General features: G+C 47.9%; 6 protein-coding genes. 2 read left to right on the forward strand and 4 right to left on the reverse strand.

Annotated features, from left to right (window positions below; all coding sequences use genetic code 11):
• On the forward strand, positions 1-1959 hold a 1959-nt coding region (locus VIM72_RS07765; RefSeq protein WP_332002270.1), incomplete at its 5' end, for a hypothetical protein.
• A gap of 1 nt (position 1960) precedes the next feature.
• Here VIM72_RS07765 and VIM72_RS07770 read toward each other — a convergent pair.
• Entirely contained in the window at positions 1961-4159 is a 2199-nt protein-coding gene (locus VIM72_RS07770) for a S41 family peptidase (protein WP_332002271.1), read from the reverse strand.
• A gap of 388 nt (positions 4160-4547) precedes the next feature.
• Between VIM72_RS07770 and VIM72_RS07775 the strand changes: the two genes are divergently transcribed.
• Positions 4548-6668: a DNA topoisomerase 3 gene (locus VIM72_RS07775; RefSeq protein ID WP_332002272.1), complete on the forward strand. Its 2121-nt coding sequence runs from the start codon at positions 4548-4550 to the stop codon at positions 6666-6668.
• Between the two features lie 224 nt (positions 6669-6892).
• Here the strand turns inward: VIM72_RS07775 and VIM72_RS07780 are convergent, their stop codons facing one another.
• The 3 genes from VIM72_RS07780 to VIM72_RS07790 form a co-directional block, all read right to left on the reverse strand.
• Complete coding sequence (locus VIM72_RS07780; RefSeq protein WP_332002273.1) at positions 6893-7729, reverse strand: oxidoreductase; 837 nt, start codon at positions 7727-7729, stop codon at positions 6893-6895.
• A gap of 82 nt (positions 7730-7811) precedes the next feature.
• Positions 7812-8711, reverse strand: a complete 900-nt coding sequence (locus VIM72_RS07785; protein ID WP_332002274.1) for an AraC family transcriptional regulator — start codon at positions 8709-8711, stop codon at positions 7812-7814.
• Between the two features lie 78 nt (positions 8712-8789).
• Complete coding sequence (locus tag VIM72_RS07790; protein ID WP_332002275.1) at positions 8790-9230, reverse strand: nuclear transport factor 2 family protein; 441 nt, start codon at positions 9228-9230, stop codon at positions 8790-8792.
• Positions 9231-9819: the final 589 nt, after the last annotated feature.

The raw sequence follows: 9819 nt of genomic DNA on the forward strand, positions 1-9819 counted from the left end.
GCCGCACAGGATCTTTACTGGGAAGTGTTCGACTGGGACGTATTCCAGCAAACAAAAGATATACAGGTAGATGTACTAAAAATAGGCGCCGTGAATATACAGGCGCATCACAATGGCGTTAAAAAAGAAGGGCCGGCAAAAGATCTGCCGGTAATCCGTATTGCCCAACTGTACATTGGCAACATACAATTCAACAGTGAGGGAACAGGTGAACAGAGTAGTTTCCTGGCAGATAAAATAGCTTTGAAAGATGTACGCACACGACAACGCTTCTTTACCTGGGCATCTGCTACGGGCTCACTCCATCACATCAGTCATCATAACAAAGCAATGGATGCTGCTGCAGGCCATGTGCAATTTAATGGCAACGGGCATACGTACATTACAGCTGCCGATGTAACATTATATAACAGTAACGGCTATACTAAAGTAAACCTTCCTTCTGCCGATATTCAAACCAACATTCACAGTACGGATTTCAGCAAAATGGTTATCCCTCAGCTGGCCATAGCTACGGCTACCCTTTCGCATACCGGTATTAAAGGAAAAGACACCACCCGCCTGGAAACACAGGCGAAGCTGAACGGCAGCGGGATTACCATGCATACCGGTAAGCAGCCCCGTTTGCAGTATGATGGTATGAACCTGGAGTTATCGTCGCTGGCCTTTCACCATACCGGCACACAGTTTACAATGCCGCAGCTACAGCTGCAACTGCATAAAGGTACCTTGCATAAAGATCCATCCGGCCACCTGGACTTACGCTCCCGCGTGGCCCTGAAGTGGCAGGATGCGCAATTAGCCCTGCACCATGCCGATACGATGGAGCTAACGCTGCAGCAGCTATCCGGCATGTTTAACGATGCCGCTTTTTCCTGGAAACAGGGACAACAACTGAAATGGGCCTCATTTGTTAACAATATCAGCATCAGCCAGGGTGGCATGCAATACCGCAATAAACAGCTTCATGCCCATGCGGATAACTTTACACTGGATCCTGCCACCCAAACATTTCATTTGAACAATTTTGAAGTAACGCCTAATCTTACGGCCGAAGAAACCTTCCGTACCGCCCGCTGGCAGCGCGATTACATTACCGTAAAAGGAGACGCCCTGCAGATCAGTGGTATCCATATGCATGAGCAACCCGGTGATACAACTATTGCCATCAGGAAAATTACCGTAGACAATACGCTGCTTACTACGGCCAGGGATAAACGAATACCGTTTCAGCACGGCATAGAAAAATGGATGCCTACGAAATTGATCCACACTATTCCATTTGCCTTGCAGGTAGATTCCATCGAAGTGCGGCAATCGGCCGTAACAGTGAATGAATCGTCGAAGGCTACCAATAAATGGTCGGCTGTACCTATTACGGATATCAACGCGCTGATCACTCATTTCGGCAATACCTACAGCGGCAGCGACAGCCTGTTGGTGCAGGCCAGCGGCAGATTGCTGGGGAATCCCATCCGGCGTTTTTCCTATCATGAATCTTATGGGGATTCACTTTCCGGGTTTACCGCAGAGAGTTACCTGGCGCCGATGAACCTGCAGGATTTCAATGCAGTAGCCATTCCCATGGCGGCGGTGAAAGTAAGACGTGGCTATGCAGATACCATCTTTTCACAATGGTCGGGGAATAAATACGCCACGCTGGGCGTCATGAATTTTTACTATCGCGGGCTGAACGTACAGGTACTGAATAAAAAAGATTCCACGCGCCAGGGTTTTAAAGCCCGTTTGTTCACCTCGCTGGCGAACCTTTTACTGAGGAACAGCCATCAGCGGCCTACGCGGATGTTCTTTGAGCGGGACCGGGAAAAATTTATTTTTAACTATTGGGTAAAAGCAGAAACTTCCGGTATTCTAACAGCGGTGGGTGTTAAAAAAGACCGGAAGTACCTGAAGAAATATAATAAAGCAGCGAAGAAATACTCCCTGCCCTCCAAATAATTTATTCCCTGATAATGGCCAGGGCCTTATCCAGCAGCTCGTCCCTGTTTTCACGTATACCCTTCACCGTTGGTTCCATTACAATATCAGGCCCAATTCCGGTGCGCTGTGTTTCCCTGCCATCAGGATAATACACACCGATACCGGTGATCAGTGTTTGTATGCCGCCGGGCAATGCAAAGTAGGATACATTCCCATCCGCACCGGCGGTAGTGCTGCCCAGTACTACCGCACGCGGAGCCAATCGTAATGCCATGGTTATAAACTCTGCATTGCTTTGGGTAGTAGCGTTTACCAGGATCACTACCTTGCCTTTGTAGTAGTCTTTATTCTTTGAGCCGGCCTTCATTTCACCTGTCATTCCAAACTGGCCTGGTTGCCGTACGCTTCCTACTGTAAACTTCACAAAGGGTACAGGTGATGGCAGTACGTATGGCACGAGCGATGACAGCAGGTTGTCTGCCGGGTAAGAACGCAGATCTATCACCATCCCTTTTGTATTTTTAAACGCCTCTCTTATGGAATCCATTTGTGTGTTCTTAAAAGTGCCCGGGTATACATAGCCCACATCTTCACCGATCATTTTCCAGGGCCCAACCGGCGGATCGTAGATCACCATGGCCTCTTTGTAAGTTACTGCGGGCACGGTTACGCTACCGGTGGCGCCATCCCTTTCATAATCGAGGAGCAGGGAGCTGTCGCGCGTTTGAAACAGTATGCGCTCTATCCTGTTCAGCTGTGTGGCGTAGTTGGAAGCGGAAGTAAGCGGCAGCAGTCTTTTAACGATTGCAGTCACTGGTTCTTTATTGATAGCAGTAATAACATCTCCTTTGCGCAATCCACATTTTTCATCGGCTACTTTCAGCAGCACAGCTTTTTCTTCTGCGAAGCGCACCCGTAGCGGCAGTGTTTTAAATCTGTCTGCGCCACGGATCACCAGGTTGGGGCTGGATACGCCTGCATGGGAATCATGGATGGAAGCAATCAGCCTTAGCAGTACAGTTTGATAGGCAGCGGTATCCGCGGCATTTACCATAGCGGGAATGAACTCCGGCAGCTTATTGTTCCAGCCTTCCGTGATAAGATGCTTATAAGGGAAGCAGTACTGTATGATGTTCCAGTAGCGGTACAGCGCCAGCAGCCGGAAACCGGCATCGGGGTATGGCATATTGTTGTAGGCCTGTTCATTCTTAAACGCGGGGTTACCGGCAGGTTCCATGCCCAGGTAGTAATTGAAGTCCTCACGATTCAGCGCTTCCACTTTTTTCAGCGATGCAGACAATGCCGGGCCTAATGTTTTCTCATCTGAGAGCCAGTCGAGGTCCGGTTTGAATTTGATGGTTTGTTGACTGTTACGCGCACGCCGGGCTTCTTCCGGGACGGTGAGCCGGTTCACCCAGCGAAGCAGTACTTCATTCCTGGCTGTTTCGCTGCTGCTGTTCAATATTTCCGGTAAGATGCGGAACAGTTCATAGTCCCAGTTATATTCCCCGGCCATTACAGCGGGATGATAGTATTTCAGGAAGCCCCAAACTTTTCCCAGCACTTCCAGGTGTTTTTCCTGTTGGGTGGTGAGGGAAGGAATAGTTATCCCTGATCCGTTATCAAAAGCATGATCACTGTCGGCTTTAAATACGCGCAGCGGTGGCGCATCTTTCAATGGTTTCCCATCTACCAGTACTTCCAGGTTATCCGCCCACACTTTACCGCTGCTGCTGTTAATGGCGCCAACGTATACCGTACCGCCGCCCTCGGGCAGGGGAAGGTGAATACTGTACTTTTGCCAGGCGGTGGTTCCCTGCAGCTTCCGGTTCCGCATATTGTCCATTTTGTATACCGCGCCGGAGCGGTTATCCACCCGCATGAATAATCCGCCGTAACCACCGGCAACTGAATCCAGCTTCAGGTAGCCATTGAGCGTAATTGTTTTCCCGGCAAACGTAACCGGGATGCGTTTAACGGCGCAGCCGAAATCGTGGTTGCCCGTTTTGCCCAATGGAGTAATGCGTAAGGCATTGTGCCCTTCGTAGCTGGCGCTGGTATCCACCTCGAGATAATAATTTCCGCCCCAGTTGATCCAACCATAGGGCAAACCGCCGCCGGGGCTATTACTTTCAAAGCTTCCGTCAAAGGCAGCAGGGTACTGGGCTGCAGCCGGAAGAGATAAGGCAAACAATAGTACAAGGGTAGCGAAGCGCATAAGGAAAAAGGATTTTCTGTTTCAAATCTCCCTTAAATTAACAGGTATTTCCGTACCCTAAAAGTTAAAATGTGTGCTTGATTATTTTAGATGTTGTATTGTACAGTTACTTCACGGATACTTCTCCGGTACTTAGGAGTCGTGTATGTGCAGTACTCTTTATACTGCCACCATACAGTCGTCATACAGTCATCATGCTCTCCTGATACTCTCGTGATACACTCCTCATACACTGTGAATGCACTAAGTCACTTCAGGCATCACCGATTCCGGCGAAAAGCGGCAAAAACGGCGGGTTTGTTTTCCCGGTATTTCCATGGATTGTAACTTAGCATTGTGCACGGTTACAACTTTTTATCCGACCTTTGTTACCCAATTTTAATCGATTATGAAAGTTTGCATTGCTGAAAAACCAAGTGTGGCAAGGGATATTGCAGAAGTGATCGGTGCGAACCAACGCAAAGAGGGCTACTATGAGGGCAATGGCTACCAGGTTACCTGGACTTTCGGACATTTCTGCACCCTTAAGGAGCCGCACGATTACTACGAGCAATGGAAGTTCTGGCGACTGGAAGATCTGCCGATGATCCCTCCCAGCTTTGGGATCAAACTGATTGAGAATTCAGGCGTACAGAAGCAGTTTAAAATTATAGAAACCCTGGTACAGGCCTGTGAAGAGGTGATCAACTGCGGGGATGCCGGCCAGGAAGGAGAACTGATACAACGTTGGGTACTGCTGAAAGCTAAATGCACTGCGCCTGTTAAAAGGCTGTGGATATCGTCACTAACGGTGGAGGCTATCCGCGATGGATTTCAACACCTGAAAGCAGCCGAACAATATAACAACCTTTATGCAGCAGGCAGCGCACGCGCCATAGGCGACTGGCTCCTGGGGATGAACGCCACCCGCCTGTTCACCAAAAAATTTGCACAGGGTAAAGTGGTGTTATCGATCGGAAGGGTGCAAACACCTACCCTGGCTATGATCGTGCAGCGTCAAAAAGAAATCAATGCCTTTGTGTCGGAAGACTACTGGGAATTAAAAACCATTTACCGGGAAACGGAATTCACCGCGGCTATCGACCGGCTCAAAACACCAGATAAGGCCGCCAAAGGGCTTGCCTATCTCAAAGAGCACCCGTTTGAAGTGACTTCTTTCGAAAAGAAAGATGGGAAAGAAGGGAACCCGCGCCTGTTCGACCTCACCGCCCTGCAGGTAGAAGCCAATAAAAAATTCGGTTTCTCTGCAGACGATACGTTGAAATATATCCAGAACCTTTACGAGAAGAAACTGACCACCTACCCCAGGGTAGATACCACTTACCTCTCGGAAGACCTGCACCCGAAAATCGCCGGCATCCTGCAGGATATGACGCCCTACAGCGCGCTTACCGCCCCGCTGCTGGCGAATCCTATCCCGAAGCTGAAAACCGTTTTCGATGATAAGAAGGTAACAGATCACCATGCCATTATCCCTACCGGCCAGCATCCCGGTGGGCTTCCGCTGGAAGAAAAACGGATCTACGACCTGGTAGCCCGTCGCTTTATCGCTGCCTTTTACCCGGAATGTAAGATCTCCAATACTACCGTGCTCGGTAAGGTAGGGCAGGTACCTTTTAAAGTGACCGGTAAACAGATCATTGAACCGGGCTGGAAGGAAGTATATGCCAACGATGTAAAAGAGAAAAAAGAAGGGGAAGAAGAAGAAAAAATACTGCCTCATTTTGAGGTGGGCGAGAGCGGCCCGCATACCCCACGCATCCACCAGGGTAAAACCTCTCCGCCCAAAGCCTTTACAGAAGCTACTTTGTTGAGGGCAATGGAAACGGCAGGCAAACAGGTGGATGATGAAGAAATGAGGGAACTGTTGAAAGACAACGGCATTGGCCGTCCATCTACCCGCGCCAATATCATTGAAACACTGTTCCGCAGGAAATATATCGAGAAGAAAAAGAAAAATATCTATGCCACACAAACCGGCATTGACCTGATAGACACCATACAAACAGAACTGCTTAAAAGCGCCGAATTAACCGGGCAGTGGGAACGGAAGCTACGTCTTATAGAAAAAGGCGAGTATGCCATGGATACCTTTAAAGATGAACTGATACAGATGGTGGTAGATCTTACCAAAGAAGTAAAAACCGCCAGCTACAAATTCATTACCATTGCGCCCGATCCGCCACCTGTGCCGGAGGAAAAAGAGAAACCCAAAAAGGAACCGAAGCCTAAAAAGGTAATTGTAATAGAAGAACTGCAATGCCCTAAGTGCAAAGCGCACCCGCTTAAAAAAGGCAATACCGCTTATGGCTGCGCCAATTTCTCGGCATGTGGCTTCAAGCTGCCATTTGAAATACTTGGTAAAAAGCTCACTGATAAGCATATCACCGACCTGCTCACCAAAGGCAAAACCACCAAGATCAAAGGTTTGAAAATCCCAGGCAGTAATGAGGAACGGGAAGGCAAACTGGAGTTGGGGGCCGACTTTAATGTAACGCTTTCCCAGTGATCGCCTTCGGCGATTTTAAATTGTCTTGGAGCAGGATTAGGCTGATTATACTGATTAACTGGATTTGATCATGTTGTTTTTTTTGATTCGGGGAGATGTAAGCGAATGCGCTTATATCTCCCCAAATCTTTTATTAATCAAAAAAATCAAATCCAGTTAATCAGTATAATCAGCCTAATCCTGCTCCAAGACAATTTAAAATCGCCGGAGGCGATGCGGAAGCACTACGCTATAGCCGTACCTACCGTTACTTCTTTCCACTGTTCCAGGTCGGCTTCTATGGCCGCTATTTTCTGGTAGGCAAGGTTGTATGCGTCTTCACCGAGGAAGAGGTGGAGCGGTGGGTTTTCTTCCGCTGCAACGTCAATGATGGCGGCTACCGCTTTTTCGGGATCACCCGGTTGATTGCCGTTGATCTCTTCCTGGTGCGCCTGTTGCGCTGCACGAACGGTCTGGTAAGCAGCCAGCTGGTTAGCGGGCAAACCGAGGGAGCCGGAAGTAAGGAAGTCGGTTCTGAAATAACCGGGAGACACGATGGTTACTGAAATACCAAATGGCTTTACTTCCGTTGCCAGTGATTCTGATAAACCGTCTACTGCAAATTTGGTAGCGCAATAGATGCCGAAGCCGGGGAAGGTGCCGATAAAACCGGCAATGGAGGAGATATTAAAGATCTGTCCTGATTGCTGCGCCCTCATATACGGCAGTATGCTGCGGGTTACATTCAGCAGCCCGAATACGTTCACATCAAAGTTACTGCGTGATTCGGCATCCGACAGTTCTTCAATACTGCCTACCTGTCCGTAGCCGGCATTGTTCACCAGTACATCTATACGTCCGAAGCGGCTGATGGTTTCCTTTACGGCGGCCTGTATGCTGCTTTCTGTTGTCAGGTCCACGGAAAGTGGCAGGAAATTATCGCCTGTGGCCACTTTACGGAGATCGTCGATACTGCGGGAGGTAGCAGCTACCTTATATCCTTTACTTAATAACTGTTTTACGAGGGAACGGCCTAATCCTTTGGAAGCGCCGGTTACAAACCATACTTTTTTGTTGTCCATGATCTTTGTGTTTTTGTTCTCACAAAAGTAGATCAGGGATAGCAGCCGGTTGTTACATCTATCAAACCATTAATTGCAAAAATCAAACAACGCGGAAAGCTCCGGGGGTGATACTGGTTTGTTTTTTAAAGAAGTTACTGAAATGAGCAGGTTCCTCAAATCCCAGGGCATAGCTGATCTCCGCCACATTCCAGTTGGTGTGCTTTAGTAAAGCCATCGCTTCGGCAGTGATGCGCTCTGCAATGTGGGCAGTAGTGGTTTTTCCCGTGGTATCGCGGATGGCGCGGTTCAGGTGGTTTACGTGAACGGAAAGCTGTTTGGCAAAGTCGTTGGCAGAGCGCATTACAAAACGCTGCGACGGCGACTCAATAGGAAATTGCCGCTCCAGCAGTTCGGTAAATACCGCTGTGATGCGCGACTTTGCGTCTGCATGCTGGTACAGGGTTTCGGAGGGCTGCATCTTTAATGCGTAATGAATAACCTCCATAAGATAACTGCGCAGCAGGTCGTATTTGTACACATAATCCGAATTGATTTCCGTCACCATCTTTTTAAAGAGTTGTGATACTTCTTTGTCCTGGGCTTTTGTTAGCTGGTAAGAAGGAATGCCGCCCGGCGTCATCATCGGCAGGTCGTGCAGGTTGCCGCGGGTGGCCCCGGTGAAAAAGGACTCCCTGAAAATGCAGAAATAGCCGCTGTTATCTGAGAGTGGCTCCCAGCCATACGGTACCTGCGGGTTAAAAAAGATGAGCGTACTGCCTTTTATTTCGGTTGTTTTATCTGCATAATGATAAATATTGTGGCCTCTCAGCAGGCTTATTTTGTAGAAGTCGCGGCGACTGTAGCTAACTGTCGATTGGCCGTCCACCACACAGTCTTCCAGCCGGAATACATTAAAATGCCCGATATCCTGCTGCAACTTATCTGGTACAGTCTGGAACTTGTGTTCATAAAATTCCCGGAGTGATTCTGTTTTATTCATCCCGCAAAGTTACAAAATTCACACCATGAACAGATTATTGTGATTACCCGGGTAACCACAATAATCATTTATTATGTTTTAACAGGCCAGTACCAGGTCTTCCGGTTCCCGGAATTTCCTTTCACTGCTTTTAATGGGCACATCATTAATGGCGGCCAGCCTGCGTTGCATCAGCCCGTCGGCGTTAAACTCCCATAGTTCATTACCGTAAGAGCGGAACCAGTTGCCGGTATGATCATGCCATTCATATTCAAAGCATACGGCGATATGGTTATCCGTAAAGCTCCAAAGCTCTTTTTTGAGGCGGTAGTCCAGCTCCTTCTGCCATTTCTTTGTAAGAAAGGCCACTACTTCTTCCCGGCCATTGATAAACTGGTCGCGGTTGCGCCATACGGTGTCCGGCGTATACACCATTGAAACCTTTTGCGGATCGCGGCTGTTCCAGGCGTCTTCCGCCATCTGCACTTTCTGCAGGGCGGTTTCTTTCGTAAACGGAGGGAGGGGGAATTTTTTTTCCATGATAGAAGATTTTAGAAGTGATAAGTATATTAGATAGATCGATCTGTCTATCTTTAGGTTTTAAAAAAGATCGCCTTCGGCGATGCGCGAATTTTGTCTGACTCAGGATTATGATGATTACGCTGATTACGCTGATTTTATTTTTTTGTATAGAAGTAATAGAAGATATAAGCGCGAATTTTGTCTGACTCAGGATTATGATGATTACGCTGATTACACTGATTTTATTTTTTTGTATAGAAGTAATAGAAGATATAAGCGAATATTATGCGGAGTTTTGTCTGACTCAGGATTATGATGATTAACCTGAGTTTTATTTTTACATTGCCTGGAAATAATTAAGGGAGATAAAGAAGAAAATCCTTTAAAATCCCAAAAATAACTCAGTATAATCAGGTTAATCATCATAATCCTGAGTCAGACAAAATCCGCGGAAAATCGCCGGAGGCGATGTGGCGCCGCGTTACAGCAGTCCCAACGCCATTTTCTTCGCTTCCTGTACCGGCCACTGGTTCCGGTATAGCTGGCTTTCCACGATAGCCGACTCAAACAGCAGGTACACATGATCCTTTACAGCCTGCTTCTCATT

The organism is Chitinophaga sp. (assembly GCF_036569185.1).
In the GTDB taxonomy this organism is placed as follows: Bacteria; Bacteroidota; Bacteroidia; order Chitinophagales; family Chitinophagaceae; genus Chitinophaga.

Excerpts from the sequence above, each read along its gene's own strand:
- VIM72_RS07785 (WP_332002274.1), bottom strand. The coding sequence starts at position 8,711 with ATGAATAAAACAGAATCACTCCGGGAATTTTATGAACACAAGTTCCAG.
- VIM72_RS07790 (WP_332002275.1), bottom strand. The coding sequence starts at position 9,230 with ATGGAAAAAAAATTCCCCCTCCCTCCGTTTACGAAAGAAACCGCCCTG.
- VIM72_RS07770 (WP_332002271.1), bottom strand. The coding sequence starts at position 4,159 with ATGCGCTTCGCTACCCTTGTACTATTGTTTGCCTTATCTCTTCCGGCT.
- VIM72_RS07780 (WP_332002273.1), bottom strand. The coding sequence starts at position 7,729 with ATGGACAACAAAAAAGTATGGTTTGTAACCGGCGCTTCCAAAGGATTA.
- VIM72_RS07775 (WP_332002272.1), top strand. The coding sequence starts at position 4,548 with ATGAAAGTTTGCATTGCTGAAAAACCAAGTGTGGCAAGGGATATTGCA.